Raw genomic sequence first — 16724 nt, 5'->3', positions numbered from 1 at the left:
CGCCACCCGAACACGCCTCGCCCTACGACACCGGACTCAGCGACGAAGAAGGCCTCTGGACCAGGAAAGGCTGGGCCGGACGCAGCTGACACGCCCGAGGCATCCACTCTTTTTGGCCGACAACCCCGAAACGAACCCGGAAAACACGAAAACCCCCGGCGAACCGGGGGTTTTTCACTGCTGGGGTACCTGGACTCGAACCAAGAACAACGGTACCAGAAACCGCCGTGTTGCCAATTACACCATACCCCATGGTGTTGACCGCTCTCGCGGCAACGACAGGTAACTCTACCCGACCCGGGCCCGCCGTACAAATCGAGGCGGCGGGCCCGGGCGTGGCGTGGGGGTGGGGGTGGTCTCGATACGCGCTTCGCGCTACTCGACCGGCGGTTCGCGAGGTCTCGATACGGCGCTGGCGCGCCTACTCGACCAGCGGGGCTGCTACTCGACCGGCGAAGAACGCAGAGCGATGAGCTTGTCGAGGCGGGCGAGCGAGTCGATCTTGCCGAGGATCTGCATCGACTCGAACAGCGGCGGGGAGACGCGGCGCCCCGAGACGGCCACGCGCACTGGCCCGAAGGCCACGCGGGGCTTCAGCGCGAGTCCCTCGATGAGGGCGCCGCGGAGGGCCTCCTCGATCTCGGCGGTCGCCCACGACTCGGCCGGCAGACGCGTCATGGCGTCGACCGACGCGGCGAGCACGGCATCCGTGTCGGCGGGAAGCGACTTCAGGGCGTCATCCTCGTACTGCAGCGCTTCGGCGTCGGTGAAGAGGAAGCCGAGCATGCCGGGCGCCTCCCCCAGCAGCTGGATGCGCTCCTGCACGAGCGGCGCGGCCTCCGCGAGCGTCGCCTCCTGGCCGGGCGTGAGCGGCTGCTCGACGACGCCGGCGGCCGCGAGGTACGGCACGGTGCGGGCGGCGAAATCAGCAGGCGCGAGCATCCGGATGTGGTCGCCGTTGATCGACTCGGCCTTCTTCTGATCGAAGCGAGCCGGGTTCGGATTCACGTCGGCGACGTCGAAGCGCTCGACGAGCTCGTCGCGCGTGAACACGTCGCGGTCGGCCGAGAAGCCCCAGCCGAGCAGCGCGAGGTAGTTCACGAGCCCCTCGGGGATGAACCCGCGGTCGCGGTGCAGGAACAGGTTCGACTCGGGGTTGCGCTTGGAGAGCTTCTTGTTGCCCTCGCCGGTGACGGTCGGCAGGTGGCCGAAGCGCGGCACGAACGACGTCACGCCGATGTCGATGAGCGCGAGGTAGAGCGCGATCTGACGCGGGGTCGACGGCAGGATGTCCTCGCCGCGCAGGATGTGCGTGATGCCCATCAGCGCGTCGTCGACGGGATTCACGAACGTGTAGAGCGGGGCGCCGTTCGGGCGCACGAGCACGAAGTCGATCGTGTTGCCCGCGGCGAAGTCGATGGGACCGCGCACGAGGTCGTCGAAGCCGAGTGCGATGTCATCGGGCACGCGCAGGCGCAGCGCCGGCTGGCGGCCCTCGGCGCGGAACGCGGCCTTCTGCTCCTCGGTGAGGTCGCGGTCGAAGTTGTCGTAGCCGAGCTGCTTCGGGCGGCCGTTCGCCGCGTTGCGGGCGTCGATCTCCTCGGCGTTCGAATACGACTCGTAGAGGTGGCCGGCATCCTTCAGGCGCTGGATGACGTCCTGGTAGATCTCGCTGCGCTGCGACTGCCGGTACGGCTCGTGCGGGCCGCCGACCATGATGCCCTCGTCCCAGTCGAGGCCGAGCCAGCTGAGGGCATCCACGATCTGCTCGAAGCTCTCCTCGCTGTCGCGCGCAGCATCCGTGTCTTCGATGCGGAAGACGAACGTGCCGCCCGTGTGCCGGGCGTACGCCCAGTTGAAGAGCGCGGTGCGAACGAGGCCCACGTGGGGCGTGCCGGTCGGCGAAGGGCAGAACCGCACGCGCACGTCGGCGCCGGCAGCGGTCGTGAAGGGGATCGGTGACGTAGACATCACCGTCAATCGTAGGCGAGGGCGCTGCGGGTCGAGTAGCGAGGACGGAGCGTATCGAGACCCCGTCAGCCGTCGCGCCGAAGCCCCGCCGGTCGAGTAGCGACGAAGGAGCGTATCGAGACCCCGTCAGCCGGTCTCGATACGGCGCTCCGCGCCTACTCGACCGACGAACGCCGCCGGTCGAGTAGCGACGCAGGAGCGTATCGAGACCCCGTCAGCCGGTCTCGATACGGCGCTCCGCGCCTACTCGACCAGCGGGACGCTTACGCAGACTTCAGCGGCGAGTCGAGCACCGGGTTGCCGAGCGTGCCGAGGCCGGTCACCGACACCTCGACGCGGTCGCCCGCGACGATCGGGCCGACGCCGGCCGGCGTGCCCGTGAGCACGAGGTCGCCGGGCAGCAGGGTGAACACGCGCGACGCGTAGCTGATGATGTCGGGGATCGAGTGCACCAGGTCGGCGAAGTCGCCCTGCTGGCGCACCTCGCCGTTGACGCGCACCTCGATCGAGCCGTGCTCGACGTCGAGGTCGGTCTCGACGATGGGGCCGGTCGGGCAGAACGTGTCGAAGCCCTTCGCCCGCGTCCACTGGCCGTCGCGGGACTGCAGGTCGCGCGCGGTGACGTCGTTGGCGATCGTGTAGCCGAAGATCGCCTCGGATGCCTCTTCCGGCGTGAGGTTCTTCGCGATGCGGCCGATGACGACGGCGAGCTCGCCCTCGTGCTCGACCTGCTCCGACTGCACCGGCAGCACGATGGGGTCGCCCGGGCCGATGACGGACGTGTTCGGCTTGAGGAACAGCAGCGGCTCGGCGGGCGCCTCGCCGCCCATCTCCTCGGCGTGGGCGCGGTAGTTCTTGCCGACCGCGACGACCTTGGAGCGCGGGATGACGGGCGCGAGCAACTTCACCTCGGCGAGCGGCACCCGCTCCCCCGTCGTCTCGAACCCCATGAACACAGGGTCTGACTTCAGGACGACGAGTTCGCCGTCTTCGTCGTCGATGATGCCGAAGGCGATGACGCCCTCGCCGCGGGAGAAACGTGCGATCTTCACCCGGCCAGCCTAGTCGGGGCGTCCTGGCGTCCCGCTGGTCGAGTAGCGACGAAGGAGCGTATCGAGACCCCGAGAGCCGACCCTCCGGGTCTCGATACGGCGCTGCGCGCCTACTCGACCAGCGCAACCACCGCCGGTCGAGTAGCGACGAAGGAGCGTATCGAGACCACGCGAGCCGACCCTCCGGGGTCTCGATACGGCGCTGCGCGCCTACTCGACCAGCGCATCCGCCGGTCGAGTAGCGACGAAGGAGCGTATCGAGACCCCGTGAGCCGAACTGCCGGGGTCTCGATACGGCGCTGCGCGCCTACTCGACCGGCGGGGACGCCCGCGGCGGCTTCTTCGCGAGCGACGGCAGCAACGCGAACTCGCCGTTGATCAGCGCGATGCGCTTCCGGCGGCCCCAGTTCTGCACCTGCTTCTCTCGGGCGAACGCTTCGTCGACGCGGTCGAACTGCTGCTGGTAGACGAGTCGGAGCGGTCGGCGGCGACGCGTGTACGCCGCGCCTTCACCGCGCTGGTGCTGCGCGAGCCGCCGTTCGAGATCGATGGTGCTGCCGACGTAGAACGAGCCGTCGGCGCATTCGAGGATGCACAGCCATGCCATTCGGGGAGTATCGGCTGCGGGCGATGCGTCGGCTGCGATGGGCGGGGCTGTGAGGAGTTGATGGCCCGGGACGGGAGCGGTGGAGGGGCGGCCGAGTCCTGGGCCGTCGGGTCTCGATACGGCGCTTCGCGCCTACTCGACCAGCGCATCCACCCGCTGGTCGAGTAGTGACGGAGGAGCGTATCGAGACCACGTGAGCCGACCCACCGGGGTCTCGATACGGCGCTGCGCGCCTACTCGACCAGCGGAGACTTCGCGCCTACTCGACCAGCGGAGACTTCGCGCCTACTCGACCAGCGCATTCACCCGCTGGTCGAGTAGCGACGGAGGAGCGTATCGAGACCGCGCGAGCCGACCAACCTGGGTCTCGATACGGCGCTTCGCGCCTACTCGACCAGCGCATTCACCCGCTGGTCGAGTAGCGACGGAGGAGCGTATCGAGACCGCGCGAGCCGACCAACCTGGGTCTCGATACGGCGCTTCGCGCCTACTCGACCGACGGAGGCGCGCCTACTCGAGCGGCGGGGACGCCGGCGGGAGGTCGGGGATGAGGCGTTTGCCGAGGCTCGAGACGCGGTCGTCGGTGTAGCCGAGGCGCTCGTAGAACGCGATGACGTCGCTGTTGGTGGAGCGCACCTGCAGGTTGAGCTTGGGGCAGCCGCGTTCGACGAGCAGCCGCTCGGCCTCCGCCATGAGCAACCGTCCGTAGCCGTCGCCGCGCGAGGAGGCATCCACCGCGAGGTAGTTCACCCAGCCGCGATGCCCGTCGTAGCCGATCATCGCCGTCGCGACGATGCGCCCGTCAGCCTCGCCGACGAGGAAGAGCTCCGGCTGCACTTCGAGCTTGCGTTCGATGTCGAGGTACGGGTCGTTCCAGGGGACGACCAAGCCGGCCGCGCGCCAGAGCGCCACGACCGGCTCGGTGTCGTCCCCCGTCGCATCCCGGCGGAAGGGCCGGATGCTGAAGGGGGCGGGCAACTCAGGCGTCCAGCCGGAGGTTCCAGCCGTGACGGTCCTCGAGACGGCCGTACTGGATGCCCGTGAGCTCCTCGCGCAGCGACAGCGCGATCTCGGTGGCGGCGTCGCCGACGTGCTCGATGGTGAACTCCTCGGACTTCAGCGAGCCGATCGGCACGACGACCGCGGCGGTGCCGCACGCGAACGCGCCGACGATGTCGCCGGAGGCCGCGCCCTCGCGCCACTCGGTGAGCGAGATCGGGCGCTGCTCGACGGCGAGGCCGCGGTCCTGCGCGAGCTGGAGGATCGACGCGCGCGTGATGCCCTCGAGGATCGAGTCGGAGTCGGGCGTGAGCAGCGAGCCGTCCTTGCGCACGAGCACGACGTTCATGCCGCCGAGCTCCTCGAGGTTGCCCTCGTCGTCGAGGAAGAGCACCTGCTGGCAGCCGTGCTCGTAGGCCTCGGCCTGCGGCAGCAGGCTCGCCGCGTAGTTGCCGCCCGTCTTGGCCGCACCCGTGCCGCCCTTCGCGGCGCGCGTGTAGTCGGTCGAGAGCCAGATGTCGACGGGGGCGATGCCGCCGTGGAAGTACGCGCCGGCCGGGCTCGCGATGAGGTAGTAGGCCACCTTCTTCGCGGGCCGCACGCCGAGGAAGGCCTCCTTGGCGAACATGAACGGGCGCAGGTACAGGCTCGTCTCGGGGGCGCTCGGCACCCAGTCGCCGTCGGCCTGCACGAGACGCTGCAGCGACTCGATGAAGTACTCGACGGGCAGCTCGGGCAGCGCGAGGCGGCGGGCCGAGCGCTGCAGGCGGGCCGCGTTCTCGTACGGGCGGAACGTGTGGATCGAGCCGTCGGCGTGCCGGTAGGCCTTCAGGCCCTCGAAGATCTCCTGCGCGTAGTGCAGCACGGCGGCGGCCGGGTCGAGCTGGATCGGGCCGTAGGGCTGCACGCGCGGGCGGTGCCAGCCGCCCTTCTCGCTCCAGCAGATGTCGACCATGTGGTCGGTGAAGTGGTTGCCGAAGCCGGGATCGGCGAGGATCGCCTCGCGCGCCTCGGCATCCTTCGCGTTCTCGTTCTTGAGGATCTGCCAGAGCAGGTTCGGCTGCGCGAGCGGGAGCTGGATCGTCATGGTGCCTTCTTTCTCGGCTGGTGGCGGCGAGGCCGCGACTGCGTTGATGTCCGCGGCTAGGCCGCGGAAGCGTTCGTGCCCGCGAGGCGGGCGGCGATGGCGTCGCCGATCTCGCTCGTCGAGCGGGCGGCCCCGCCGATGCGCTCGGCGAGGTCGGCGGTGACGGCGGTCCGCACCCGGTCGGCCTCCTCGCGTCGACCGAGGTGGTCGAGCAGCAGGGCGGTCGAGAGGATGGCGGCCGTGGGATCGGCGATGCCCTTCCCGGCGATGTCGGGTGCGGAACCGTGAACCGGCTCGAACATGCTGGGGAAGCGGCCATCGGGGTTGATGTTGCCCGAGGCGGCCAGACCGATGCCGCCGCTGATCGCGCCGGCCAAATCGGTGATGATGTCGCCGAAGAGGTTGTCGGTGACGATGACGTCGAATCTAGCAGGGTCGGTGACGAAGAAGATCGTCACCGCGTCGATGTGCAGGTAGTCGACGGCGACGTTCGGATGCTCCGCCGCCACGCGGTCGACCGTGCGCTTCCAGAGGGAACCGGCGAACGTGAGCACGTTGGTCTTGTGCACGAGGGTGAGCCGCTTGCGCGGGCGGCGTTCGGCCGTCTCGAACGCGTAGCGCACGACCCGCTCGACGCCGTAGGCGGTGTTGAGGCTCGTCTCGGTGGCGACCTCGGCGCTCGTGCCGACGCGGATCGCGCCGCCGTTACCGACGTAGGGGCCCTCGGTGCCCTCGCGCACGACGACGAAGTCGACCTCGCCGGGCTCGGCGAGCGGGCTCGTGACGCCCGGGAAGAGCGTCGTCGGCCGCAGGTTCACGTAGTGGTCGAGCTCGAAGCGCAGCTTCAGCAGCAGCCCGCGCTCGATGTTCGCGCCCGTGAGCCGCGGGTCGTTCGGCACCCCGCCGACGGCCCCGAGCAGGATCGCGTCGTGGCCCTTGATCGCGTCGAGGTCGGCATCCGTCAGCGTGTCGCCCGTCGCGAGGTAGCGCTCGGCGCCGAGCGAGAACTCGGTGCGCTCGAAGACGAGGTCGCTGCCCGCGGTCGCGGCCTCGAGCGCCTTGAGGCCCTCGGCGACGACTTCGGGGCCGATGCCGTCACCACGGATGACGGCGAGACGGACGCGCTGGGACATGCGGCTCCTTCGGGTGGGATGGTGCGAACCAGCGTACTCGCCTCCCCTGGGCGGGTCAGGTCCGGCGACGTCCCGTCCGGCCGAGCGTGAGGGCGGCCACGACCATCGCCGCGACGACGAGCCCGACGCCGATGAACGAGGTGATCGCCACGCCCGAGTCGAACGCGTGCGCGGCGGCATCCGCGAGGGCGGTGCCGGCGTCGGCGGGCAGCTCCTCCGCCGTCGTCATGGCGCCCGCGAGGGTCTCGCGGGAAGCGCTCGCCTGCTCGGCGGTGAGACCGCCCGGCAGCACGAGGGACGCGCGGTAGTGGAACGTCAGGATGCTGCCGAGGATCGCCGTGCCGAGCACGGCCCCCAGCTCGTACGCCGTCTCGGAGACCGCCGAGGCGGCGCCGGCCTTGTCGGCGGGGGCGCTCGAGAGCACGAGCTCGTTCGAGACGGTCTCGGCCGCCCCGATGCCGAGGCCGAGCAGCGCGAACGCCACCATGATCGGCTCGAGCGCGCCCGAGTCGGCGGTGAGCGCGACCACGAGGTAGCCGAGCGCCGAGATGCCGAGCGCGACGGGCACGAGCACCTGCGGGCGCACGCGGCGGGCGATCGGCACGACGACGAGGCCCGCGACGATCATCACGAGGAGGCCGGGCAGCAGCGCGAGGCCCGCTTCGACGGGCCGGAGGCCGACGATGAGCTGCAGGTGCTGCGAGACGAAGTAGAGGAAGCCGACGAGGGAGAGCACGCTCAGCAGGTTGACGAGCACGGCGCCGCCGAAGGTGCCCTGCCGGAACAGGCGCACGTCGAGCAGCGGCACCGGGCGGCGCAGCTGCCGGCGCACGAAGAGCACGCCGAAGGCGAGGCCCGCGACGATCGCGAGGATGCCGGCGACGCCGACGCCCTCGGTCGCGATCGACTTGATGCCGAAGACGACGGGCGCCATCGCCGCGAGCGAGAGCAGGATGCTGATGGGGTCGACGGGTCCGGGCGCGGGGTCGCGGCTCTCGGGCACGAGCAGGGGCAGCAGCACGACGAGCGGCACGAGCACGGGCACGGCGAGGAGGAAGACCGACCCCCAGGCGAAGTGTTCGAGCAGGATGCCGCCGACGAGGGGCCCGAGCGCGGAGCCCGCGGCGAACCCGGTGGCCCAGATCGCGATGGCGAGCCGGCGCTGCTCGCGGTCGGCGAAGATCGTGCGCAGCAGGGAGAGCGTCGAGGGCATGAGCATGGCGCCGAAGAAGCCGAGCGCGGCGCGCGCGGCGATGAGGGCCTCGGCGGTCGGTGCGAAGGCCGCGGCAACCGAGATCACGGCGAAGCCGGTCGCGCCGATGAGCAGCAGGCGCCGGCGCCCGATGCGATCGCCGAGGGAGCCCATCGCCACGAGCAGTCCGGCGAGCACGAGCGGGTAGGCGTCGATGATCCAGAGCTGCTGTGCGGCGCTCGGCGCGAGGTCGACGGCGATCTCGGGCAGCGCGAAGCTCAGCACGGTGTTGTCGATCGAGACGAGCAGCACGGGGAGCATGAGCACGGCCAGGGCGACCCAGGCGCGACGGCCGGCGCGCGCGGGCGCGGGCGCGGGGTCGACGGCGGCGGGGCGGATGACGGGGAGGGAGTCGGTGTGCATGGCTGGTTCCGTGTTCGTTCGTTTCGGCGACGTGCGTGACGTGCGGAACCGCCCGGCTGGCGGGCGGCTCGTCATTACTGTACCGTCTGGACGGTAGAGTTTCAAGCGATGCGGTTCGAACGGGCCCGCATCCCCGACCAGAATGGGACGCATGAGCCGACCGCCCGCCGCCCGCGACGCGGTGCTCGACGCCTTCGAACGCCTCGTCATCGCCGGCGGCGAACGCGGCGCGACCCTCGACGCCACCGCGAAGGCGGCCGGCGTCTCCAAAGGCGGGCTGCTCTACCACTTCGGCTCGCGACGCGCCCTCATCGACGGGCTCCTGGCCCGGCTCGACGACCTCGTCGCCGACGATGTCGCCCGCATCCACTCGGATCCCCGCGGCGCGATCTCGTACTTCCTGCGCTCGTCGGAGGTCGTCGAGACCGACCTCGACCGCACGTTCGTCGCCGCGCTGCGCCTCGCCCAATCCGGCGACCGCGCGGCGGCCGCGGCCCTCGACGACGTGCGCCGCGCGTGGATCGAGGCGCTCGGCCGGCACGTGACCGACCCCGCCGCGGCGCTCGCCGTCGCGCTCGTCGGCGACGGGCTGTACTACCACGCAGCGTTGCGCGCCGAGTCGCCCGAACTCTCCGACGGGCTCACCGCGATCGCCCCGGCGCAGATGGACGCGCTCGTCGCGCTCTTCGAGGGCCTCGGCGGCGGGAACCCCCCGGTCGAGTAGCGACGAAGGAGCGTCTCGAGACCTGGTGAGGCGACTTGCGGGGTCTCGATACGGCGCTGGCGCGCCTACTCGACCGACGAACGGCGCGGGTCGAGTAGCGACGGAGGAGCGTATCGAGACCTGGTGAGACGCCCACCGGGGCCTCGATACGGCGCTGCGCGCCTACTCGACCGACGAAAGTCCCCGCCGGTCGAGTAGCGACGGAGGAGCGTATCGAGACCTGGTGAGGCAGCCTCCGGGGCCTCGATACGGCGCTGCGCGCCTACTCGACCGACGAACTCCGCGGGTCGAGTAGCGACGCAGGAGCGTATCGAGACCTGGTGAGGCAGCCTCCGGGGTCTCGATACGGCGCTGCGCGCCTACTCGACCGACGCAGCCGCCGGTCGAGTAGCGACGGAGGAGCGTATCGAGACCTGGTGAGGTCGCCCTCCTTGGTCTCGATACGGCGCTGCGCGCCTACTCGACCGACGGGATGGCCCCACTCGACCAACGGGGCGGCGCAACGACGGATGCCCGCCGCGAACGCGTCGCGGCGGGCATCCTCGAATCGGGCGTTACTGCTCGACGACGTCGATCTCGAGCAGCACCTCGGCCTCGATGGCCTCGCGGACGCGCTCGAGCACCTCGGCCGGCACGGGCGAGTCGACCGTCAGCACCGAGAGCGCGGCGCCCCCGGCGGCCTGGCGGGCGATCTGCATGCCGGCGATGTTGATGCCGGCCTCACCGAACTCGCGGCCGTAGACCGCGACGATGCCGGGGCGGTCGGTGTAACGCATGACGATGTGGTGCTGGGCGATCGGCACCTCGAGGTCGTAGCCGTCGATGCCGACGAGCTTCTCGATCTGGTTCGTGCCGGTGAGCGTGCCCGACACCGAGACCTGGCGGCCGTCGGCGAGCGCACCCGCGATCGTGATGACGTTGCGGTACTCGGGCGACTCGGCCGACGTGATGAGGCGCACCTCGACACCGCGCTGCTCGGCGAGCAGGGGCGCGTTCACGTACGAGACCGACTCGGAGACGACGTTCGTGAAGATGCCCTTGAGGGCCGCGAGCTTCAGCACCGAGACGTCGTAGTCGGCGAGCTCGCCGCGCACCTCGACGTCGACCGTGGTGAGGGGGCCGTTCGCGAGGCCGGAGAAGAGCTGGCCGAGCTTCTCGGTCAGGGGGATGCCCGGGCGCACGTACGGGTCGATGATGCCGCCGGCGACGTTGACCGCGTCGGGCACGAGCTCGCCGGCGAGGGCGAGGCGCACCGACTTGGCGACCGAGACGCCCGCCTTCTCCTGGGCCTCGTCGGTCGACGCGCCGAGGTGGGGCGTGACGACGACGTTCGGCAGGGAGACGAGGGGCGAGTCCTTCGGGGGCTCGCTCACGAAGACGTCGAGGCCCGCGCCCGCGATCGTGCCGGCGACGAGCGCCTCGTGCAGGGCATCCTCGTCGATGAGCCCGCCGCGCGCGACGTTGACGACGAAGGCCGTCGGCTTCATCTTCGCGAGCTGCTCGGTGCTGATCATGCCCGTGGTCTCGGGCGTCTTCGGCATGTGGATCGTGATGAAGTCGCTCTGCTCGAGCAGCTCGTCGAGCGAGACCGGGCGCACCCCGAGCTGCTGGGCGCGCGCCGCCGTGATGTAGGGGTCGTACGCGATGATCTCGGTGCCGAAGGCCTGCAGGCGGGCCGCGATGAGCGCGCCGATGCGGCCGAGGCCGATGATGCCGATCGTCTTCTCGTAGAGCTCGACGCCCGTGTACGACGAGCGCTTCCAGGCGCCCGCGCTGAGCGAGGCGTGGGCGGCCGGGATGTGCCGCGCGAGGCTCAGGATGTGGCCCACGGTCAGCTCGGCGGCCGAGATGATGTTCGAGGTCGGCGCGTTGACGACCATGACGCCGGCCGTCGTCGCGGCCTTGATGTCGACGTTGTCGAGGCCGACGCCCGCGCGTGCGATGACCTGCAGCTTCGGCGCGGCCGCGATGGCCTCCGCGTCGACCTTCGTCGCGGAGCGCACGAGGATCGCGTTGGCCTCGGCGAGCGCGGAGAGCAGCGCCGGGCGGTCGGTGCCGTCGACGGAGCGGACGTCGAAGTCGGGGCCGAGTGCCTCGACGGTGGCAGGCGAGAGTTCTTCGGCGATCAGGACGACCGGTTTCGACACGAGCGGATTCCTCTTCGGGGACGTTGGCAGAGGCTGCCTGCGGGACGGTTCGCGCCACACGCCGTCGGGGCGCGCTATCCGCGCCAGTCTAGACCCGCGTCTCCGGCATGTTTCGCGCGTGTGACGCCGCTCAGGCCAGAAGCGCGCCGAGTCCGATCACAGGTTCAGCAGGACGACCGGGTTCGCACGGGCGATGATGTCGAGCCACAGCGCCGCCGACAGGCACAGCCCGGCGAACATCACCACGGCGAGCTGCCAGACGGAACGGCGGCGGGTCAGCCAGAGCGCCGCGGCGAAGATGACGATCGGGAGCAGGATGCTGCCGAGGTAGACGAACCAGCCGAGCACGGTGATCGTGCCGCCCAGCCCGTCGACGTAGTACTGCGTGATCGAGAGGAAGTTGCCGACCGCTTCCCACGCGTCCCAGGCGAAGAAGAGGCCGAACAGGATGCTGATGGCGAGGACGAGCCAGGTCGGGCGGAACGGCGCCGCCGGTACCGGATCCGCGACCGGGGCCTCGACGGTCGAGCGGTCGTCGCTCATGAACTCACTCCGAATCCGAAGAGGAAGGGCACCGGCATCGTCAGCACCGCACCGACGACGAGCCAGGCGACGCGGGCGACGCGATGCCCGCGAGCCAGCCAGAGGGTGGTCGCGAACCACGCCGCCGGCGCGAGCACCGCGAGCCAGGTGCCGAGGACGAACATGACGTGACCGAGCGCATCCACCGACTGATCGACCGCGTAGTAGGTGCTGAGCGAGGATGCGCGCGCCAGCCAGCCGATCGTGTACAGCAGGTACACACCGCCGAGCACACCGAGCGCCACGAGTTCGATCGAGCCGAGCCGGTCCGTGCGCTCGTGATCCGCGTCGGCGGCGTCGGCGGCGTCGTCGTCGGCGTCCGCGCCATCGTCGGGGGCGGCATCCGTCGCCGCGTCGCCGGGCTCCTCGGAACGCGTCGACGCCGCGGTGCCGACCTTCTTCCACCCGGCGGCGAGCGGGGCGTCGTCGTCGCCCTGCCAGCGCAGCGCGTCGTCGTCGTCGGGTTCGTCGGTCATGGGCTCCAGCCTACCGAGGGCCTTCCCCTCGCAAGGCCGGGCGCGGTCACTCCTCCGTCGGTCGAGGAGCGATGGGCGTCGAGACGGCGTGCGGCGGGTTGTGGGTCTCGATACGCGGCTTCGCCGCTACTCGACCAGCGAGTGCAGACGCGGCTTCGCCGCTACTCGACCAACGAGAGCTGCGGGTCTCGATACGCGGCTTCGCCGCTACTCGACCAACGGCGGCTTCGCCGCTACTCGACCAACGGGGGTTTCGCCGCTACTCGACCAGCGGGATGGAGTGCGCCGAGGCGAGCGCGACGGCTCGCGCGACGACGTCGCGATCGGTCGCGTCGTAGCCGTCGGACCCGCCGCCGGGACCGCCGGGGCCGGCGACGATCGTGCGGCGGGCGGAGAGGTGCACGGCGTCGACGCCGAGGGCCGCGAGGGTGCCGACGTCGTCCGGCCGCACGCCGCCGCCGGCCATGAGCTCGAGCCGTCCGCCGGACTCCCGCAGCATCGCTGCGAGGCCGTCGACGCCCTCGGCGCAGGTCGGGGCGCCGCCCGAGGTGAGCACGCGGCGCACGCCCCGACCGGCGAGGGCCGCGACCGCGGCGACCGGGTCGGCGGCGGCGTCGACCGCGCGGTGGACGGTGACGTCGATCTCGCCCGCGGCGTCGACGAACGCGGCGAGCGCGTCGAGGTCGATCCGCCCATCCTCGTCGAGGGCGCCGACCACGACCCCGTCGGCGCCGAGGCGCGCGCAGAGCCGGATGTCGCGGGCGATCGCCGCGCGTTCGTCGGCGGAGTAGACGAAACCGCCGCCCCGCGGGCGCACGAGGACGTGGACGAACCCGGCGACGCCGACCGCCGCCGACGCCTCGACGGCGGACTCGATGAGCCCGGCCGAGGGCGTCAGTCCGCCGAGCCCGAGCGCCTGGCAGAGCTCGACGCGCGCCGCTCCCTCCTCGAGGGCGATGCGGACGCCCTCGGCGTCCTGGACGGCGATCTCGACGGGAAGGCGCTGCGGCATCCGCTCACCTTATCCGCGGCGCCGCGCAGGGCCGCTGCCCCGCGTCATCCGATCACGGACACCCCCGTGGTGGCGAGGGACTTCGGGTATTGGAAGGCGATCTGCTCGACGAGGAAGTCGTCGTCGGTCTCGTCGTAGCGCCCCTGCGTGCCGCGCTCGACGATGTTCCACGGCCGCATGGTCGAGAACGAGTCGTCCTGGCCCGAGTCGCGCAGGAACTGCCCGTAGTCGTAGGGGTACGACCAGCGCTCCCCGAGCGTCTCCGACCACGTGTCGACGCCGACCGCCCCGCCCGCGAGGTCGAGCTGCAGCAGGCGCTGGAACCCGGTCGCCCGCTCCCCCGTGTGCGTGCGGAACTCCTGGTAGTCGGCGAGGAGCTCGACGACGGTGTGCCCCTCGATCCCGCCCGCGTCCGGCGTCACGATCCGGCCGAGGCCGTGGAAGTGCCCCGAGAGCACGAGCACGACGTTGCGGTTCGGGGCGACGACCTCCTCCCAGAGGCGGTCGGCCCGCGACATCCACCGCGACGCGGCCGAGCGATGGGCGTCGCGCTCGAGCGTCTTCGCCTGGAGGTGCTCGTGCGTCGAGACGACGACGTTGCACTGCGGATGCCCCGTGACGACGCCCCGCGCCCACGCCAGCTCGGCGTCGCCGTAGGCGTAGGGCAGCGCGAGCATGAGGAAGCACGCGCCGTCGGCGTCGAGCACGTCGTAGTGGGCGCGGTTGTCCTTCGGCGCGATCGAACCGCCCCAGGTCGGCGACCCGGCGTACCGCGACGGCGGGAACGCCTCGTTGAAGAGGGTGTAGTCGACGCCGCGCTTCGAATCGTGGTTCCCCGGCAGCACGCTCGAGGGCACGCCCGCCGCTTCGAGCCGTGCCTGGATGCCGCTCGCGAGCGCGAACTCGCTCCGCGCGCGCCCGGGCTCCTGGTCGGGGTCGACCCAGTTCTGCACGAGGTCGCCCGTGTGCGTGGCGAAGGCGATCTTGCGCTCGTCCGCGTTGTCGACGATCCAGTCCACCATCTGCTCGTAGACGGCCGGGTACGCCTCGGTGAGGTACTGCGTGTCGGTCAGATGGCTGATCGCGAGGTCGTAGTCGGCGGGATCGGCGAAGGCGTCCGCGACGCCCGCCTCGAGCGTGCTCGCGCGCCCGCCGGCCTGGACGAGCAGTTCGACCGCGCCGCCCTCGACGTCGGCCGGACCGACACGGCCCGCGAGCTCGACCGTGCCGTCGGCGGCGGGGATCGTCTCGGCGAGCAGCCGCCACGCCGCCCCGTCCCAGGCCGAGAGCGCGACGCCGGCGCGGCCGGCGGCGGTGCCGCTCCAGACCAGGTTCGCGCCGCCTGCCGCGGCCCCGGTCGGGGCGTCGACGATCAGCCGCACGTACGGGAAGCCGTAGCCGTCGTCGGCGGCGGCCGGCGAGGCATCCGGGGCGACCTGCTGCTCGCCCTCGCCGGCGTGCACCGCGAGCCGGCCCTCGCTCGTGCCCGCCCACGCCTGCCGGACGGCGAGATCCGTGCGGCGCGCGGCGCGCACGGCGAGGTTCCGCTCGATCATGGCGTCCGTCTCCTCGACATCGTGCCGCGAGAGCACCGGCTCGGCGCCGGAGGCGGCCGCGGGCGATACCGCGACGGCGAAACGCACCCGGTCGAGCACGCCCGGCGTCGCCGGTGCCGCGACGAAGTCCTCGGCATCGACACCGGTGAAGGCGGTTCGCCGGAACGTCTCCCCCTCGAGGCGGTCGACCTCGAACACCGTCAGCGAGCGCTCGTTCGTGCACGCGCTCGGCGTCTCCACGCTCTCGTCCATCTCGTTCTGCGCGAACGCGCCGACCCGGTCGACGAGCCGCCCGTGCTCGTCCTCGACCCAGACGCCCGCACCGCGGAAGTCGAACTCGCCCGACAGCCGGGCGTCGGCGCGATCCGACTCGGCCGTGCCGGGCGCCGCGGCGATCCACGTCGCCCCGGGCGCGAGCACCGTGCCCGGAGGGGCCGTCGCGAGCGACCCGCGGTCGCGGAAGCCGTCGTGGCCGCAGCGCACGAGCATCCAGCCCGAGAGATCGACGGGCGTCTGCCCGTAGTTGGCGAGTTCGACGAAGTGGTGCCGGTCGTCGGCGGCGGCGACGCCGGCCGGGTCGACGGCGAACTCGCTGATCGCGACCGAGTCGCCCGCGAGCGACGCGGCGGTCGCCGTCGAGGATGCCCGATGCGCGAGCCCCGTGTCGGTCGACGTGTTGGCGCGGCCGGGCGTGCGCGGTGCGACCACCCACTCGCCGTCCGCGCCGACCTGCCACGACTCGCCCGTGCGGGAGTCGAGCACGGACGCGAGCTTGGCGTCACCCGACTGGCACGCCGAATCCGCGTGCCCTGAGACCGCGACGCCCGATACGCGCGCTCCGCCGGCGTCGACGAGGAGCGCCCCGAAGGCGGTCTGCGCGAGCGAAGTCGGGTTCGCGACCGTGCGGCCGTCGCCGCCCGAGAACGCCGGGCCGGCGACCACGATCCGCTCCCCCGGCGAGAGCGTCTCGCCCGCGGCGAACTCCGTCATGAGGGTGTCGGACGTCGCTCGGCCGGACGCCGTGCAACGGTAGAGCCGCCACCCCGAGACATCCGCCGGGACGGCCGAGCGGTTGACGAGTTCGACGAAGTCGTCCTCGTCGTCGTCGACGCCGGCCGCGGCGAGCTCCTCGATGCGGAGGTCGGGGGCGTCGGTCGCGGGGGCCGCGGCGCGTTCGGCGTTCGGCGCACCGGGCGTCGAACGGGCCCGCACCCAGTCGCGCTCCGCGTCGCCCGTGACGGCGACCCGCTGCCAGCTCTCGTCGAGCGCGAACGCGAGCGAATTCGGGAGGTTGCGGCCGACGGTGCACTCGCTCGTCGTCGGCCACGGCTCGTTCGGGTAGACGCCGACGGCGTCGACGCGCGCGCCGCCGGGGTCGATGAGGACGAGCCCGAAGCCGCTCGCCGGGAAGCCGTGGGAGATGAGGGCGTCGGCGTCGGGCAGCGTGCCGGGCCGGGCGACCGTGAACGTCGCGCCTGAGGCGAGCACGACCCCGTCGAAGCGCGCCTCGCCGCCGTCGAGCCGCGGGCGCAGGCCCATCGCGTTGCAGCGGTAGACGTTCCAGCCCGTGAGATCGACCTCGGCGTCCGAGACGTTGCGCAGTTCGAAGAAGCTGTCCTTCGCGGAGCGCGCCGTGCCGTTCGCGACCTCGGAGATCACGACGGCGAGCGGCCCGTCGGCCGGCTCGGCGGGCGGCAGGGCCGGCGATTCGTCCTCGGCGGGCGGCGGCGCGGCCGCGGGCGACGCTGCTGCGGGCGCCGATG

The 16724-nt window shown here is 71.7% G+C and carries 13 protein-coding genes and 1 tRNA gene; 1 reads left to right on the top strand and 13 read right to left on the bottom strand.

Annotation, left to right across the window (positions count from 1 at the left end; all coding sequences use genetic code 11):
* Positions 1 to 180: 180 nt before the first annotated feature.
* From GB864_RS15360 to GB864_RS15325, 8 genes are all read right to left on the bottom strand, one after another.
* A tRNA-Gln gene (locus GB864_RS15360) sits at positions 181 to 252 on the bottom strand.
* 189 nt (positions 253 to 441) lie between these two features.
* Positions 442 to 1971 carry a glutamate--tRNA ligase gene (gene gltX, locus GB864_RS15355; protein WP_160426575.1) on the bottom strand — a complete coding sequence of 510 codons (1530 nt, stop codon included), beginning with the start codon at positions 1969 to 1971 and terminating at the stop codon, positions 442 to 444.
* Between the two features lie 263 nt (positions 1972 to 2234).
* Positions 2235 to 3023: a fumarylacetoacetate hydrolase family protein gene (locus GB864_RS15350; RefSeq protein ID WP_160426574.1), complete on the bottom strand. Its 789-nt coding sequence runs from the start codon at positions 3021 to 3023 to the stop codon at positions 2235 to 2237.
* A gap of 307 nt (positions 3024 to 3330) precedes the next feature.
* Entirely contained in the window at positions 3331 to 3630 is a 300-nt protein-coding gene (locus GB864_RS15345) for a GIY-YIG nuclease family protein (RefSeq protein WP_160426573.1), read from the bottom strand.
* A gap of 510 nt (positions 3631 to 4140) precedes the next feature.
* Positions 4141 to 4608: a GNAT family acetyltransferase gene (locus tag GB864_RS15340; protein ID WP_202107281.1), complete on the bottom strand. Its 468-nt coding sequence runs from the start codon at positions 4606 to 4608 to the stop codon at positions 4141 to 4143.
* Position 4609: 1 nt separating this feature from the next.
* Complete coding sequence (locus GB864_RS15335; protein ID WP_160426572.1) at positions 4610 to 5716, bottom strand: branched-chain amino acid aminotransferase; 1107 nt, start codon at positions 5714 to 5716, stop codon at positions 4610 to 4612.
* Between the two features lie 56 nt (positions 5717 to 5772).
* Positions 5773 to 6849 carry a 3-isopropylmalate dehydrogenase gene (locus GB864_RS15330; RefSeq protein ID WP_160426571.1) on the bottom strand — a complete coding sequence of 359 codons (1077 nt, stop codon included), beginning with the start codon at positions 6847 to 6849 and terminating at the stop codon, positions 5773 to 5775.
* A 55-nt stretch (positions 6850 to 6904) separates the two neighbouring features.
* Positions 6905 to 8464 carry an MFS transporter gene (locus GB864_RS15325; RefSeq protein WP_160426570.1) on the bottom strand — a complete coding sequence of 520 codons (1560 nt, stop codon included), beginning with the start codon at positions 8462 to 8464 and terminating at the stop codon, positions 6905 to 6907.
* A gap of 151 nt (positions 8465 to 8615) precedes the next feature.
* Between GB864_RS15325 and GB864_RS15320 the strand changes: the two genes are divergently transcribed.
* Positions 8616 to 9188, top strand: a complete 573-nt coding sequence (locus GB864_RS15320; RefSeq protein ID WP_160426569.1) for a TetR/AcrR family transcriptional regulator — start codon at positions 8616 to 8618, stop codon at positions 9186 to 9188.
* 554 nt (positions 9189 to 9742) lie between these two features.
* On the opposite strand, the gene serA is transcribed toward GB864_RS15320, so the two are convergent.
* The 5 genes from serA to GB864_RS15295 all read right to left on the bottom strand — a co-directional run.
* Entirely contained in the window at positions 9743 to 11335 is a 1593-nt protein-coding gene (gene serA / locus GB864_RS15315) for a phosphoglycerate dehydrogenase (RefSeq protein ID WP_160426568.1), read from the bottom strand.
* Positions 11336 to 11491: 156 nt separating this feature from the next.
* On the bottom strand, positions 11492 to 11878 hold the full coding sequence (locus GB864_RS15310; RefSeq protein ID WP_160426567.1) for a bacitracin resistance protein: 387 nt from the start codon (positions 11876 to 11878) through the stop codon (positions 11492 to 11494).
* Positions 11875 to 12393, bottom strand: a complete 519-nt coding sequence (locus GB864_RS15305) for a hypothetical protein (RefSeq protein WP_160426566.1) — start codon at positions 12391 to 12393, stop codon at positions 11875 to 11877. Before GB864_RS15305 ends, GB864_RS15310 begins: the two co-directional genes overlap by 4 nt.
* Positions 12394 to 12652: 259 nt before the next feature.
* A complete protein-coding gene (locus GB864_RS15300; protein ID WP_160426565.1) occupies positions 12653 to 13405 on the bottom strand; it encodes a copper homeostasis protein CutC in 753 nt (250 codons plus the stop codon).
* Between the two features lie 44 nt (positions 13406 to 13449).
* Positions 13450 to 16724, bottom strand: a 3275-nt coding sequence (locus tag GB864_RS15295; protein WP_160426564.1) for a lamin tail domain-containing metallophosphoesterase family protein, incomplete at its 5' end; no start/stop codon positions are given.

This window comes from Agromyces seonyuensis, from assembly GCF_009789225.1.
Lineage (GTDB): Bacteria > Actinomycetota > Actinomycetes > Actinomycetales > Microbacteriaceae > Agromyces > Agromyces seonyuensis.
The sequence above is the reverse complement of the archived record's forward strand: the minus strand, read 5'-3'. Positions and strand labels throughout refer to the sequence as shown.

What these genes read in the sequence shown, in the direction of transcription:
- GB864_RS15325 (WP_160426570.1), bottom strand. Translation starts at nt 8,464, where the DNA reads ATGCACACCGACTCCCTCCCCGTCATCCGCCCCGCCGCCGTCGACCCC.
- GB864_RS15330 (WP_160426571.1), bottom strand. Translation starts at nt 6,849, where the DNA reads ATGTCCCAGCGCGTCCGTCTCGCCGTCATCCGTGGTGACGGCATCGGC.
- GB864_RS15305 (WP_160426566.1), bottom strand. Translation starts at nt 12,393, where the DNA reads ATGACCGACGAACCCGACGACGACGACGCGCTGCGCTGGCAGGGCGAC.
- gltX (WP_160426575.1), bottom strand. Translation starts at nt 1,971, where the DNA reads ATGTCTACGTCACCGATCCCCTTCACGACCGCTGCCGGCGCCGACGTG.
- GB864_RS15345 (WP_160426573.1), bottom strand. Translation starts at nt 3,630, where the DNA reads ATGGCATGGCTGTGCATCCTCGAATGCGCCGACGGCTCGTTCTACGTC.
- GB864_RS15335 (WP_160426572.1), bottom strand. Translation starts at nt 5,716, where the DNA reads ATGACGATCCAGCTCCCGCTCGCGCAGCCGAACCTGCTCTGGCAGATC.
- GB864_RS15320 (WP_160426569.1), top strand. Translation starts at nt 8,616, where the DNA reads ATGAGCCGACCGCCCGCCGCCCGCGACGCGGTGCTCGACGCCTTCGAA.
- GB864_RS15300 (WP_160426565.1), bottom strand. Translation starts at nt 13,405, where the DNA reads ATGCCGCAGCGCCTTCCCGTCGAGATCGCCGTCCAGGACGCCGAGGGC.
- GB864_RS15310 (WP_160426567.1), bottom strand. Translation starts at nt 11,878, where the DNA reads ATGAGCGACGACCGCTCGACCGTCGAGGCCCCGGTCGCGGATCCGGTA.